The organism is Mesorhizobium sp. M7A.F.Ca.CA.002.04.1.1 (assembly GCF_004022805.1).
GTDB lineage: Bacteria > Pseudomonadota > Alphaproteobacteria > Rhizobiales > Rhizobiaceae > Mesorhizobium > Mesorhizobium ciceri.
Genome location: NZ_RZPL01001248.1, coordinates 1 through 626, shown reverse-complemented (window position 1 = coordinate 626; position 626 = coordinate 1). Strand labels below are relative to the sequence as shown.

Annotated in this window: 1 protein-coding gene; it reads left to right on the top strand. The window is 64.5% G+C overall.

Features of this window, described 5'->3' with window-relative positions; translation table 11 throughout:
• The coding region (locus ENZ75_RS33610; protein WP_164888270.1) for a M81 family metallopeptidase at positions 1-626 on the top strand (626 nt) is incomplete at both ends.

Below are 626 nucleotides of genomic sequence, written 5' to 3'. Positions count from 1 at the left end.
AGGCTATGACGATTGCGAAGGCGATCTGCTCGAACGGGTTCGCGCAATGGTCGGGCCGGAGGTGGTGATCGCCGTGGAACTCGATCCGCACAGCCATCTGACACCGAAGCGCGTCGCGGCCTCCGACATTCTCGCCTATTTCCTCGAATTTCCGCACACCGATTTCTACGAGCGCGGCGAACATGTCGTCGAGCTTGGCCTGGCAGCAGTGCGCGGTGAGATCAACCCTGTGATTTCGACCTTCGACTGCCGCATGATCCAGGTGCTGCCGACCAGCCGCGAGCCGATGCGGTCCTTCGTCGATCGCATCAAGGCGCTGCACGGCAAGGACGGCGTGCTGTCGGTCTCCGTCATCCACGGCTTCATGGCGGCCGATGTGCCCGAGATGGGCACGCGCATCCTGGTCGTCACCGACAATGACAAGGCCAAGGGCGACGCGCTGGCGGAACGGCTCGGGCGGGAACTCTACGCGCTGCGCGAAAAGACGGCGATGACGATGCTGAGTGCTGCCGACGGCATCGATCGGGCGCTGGCCGTGCGCACAGAAAATCCGGGCAAGCCGGTGGTCATCGCCGATATCTGGGACAATCCCGGCGGCGGTGTGCCCGGCGACGGCACCTTCGTGC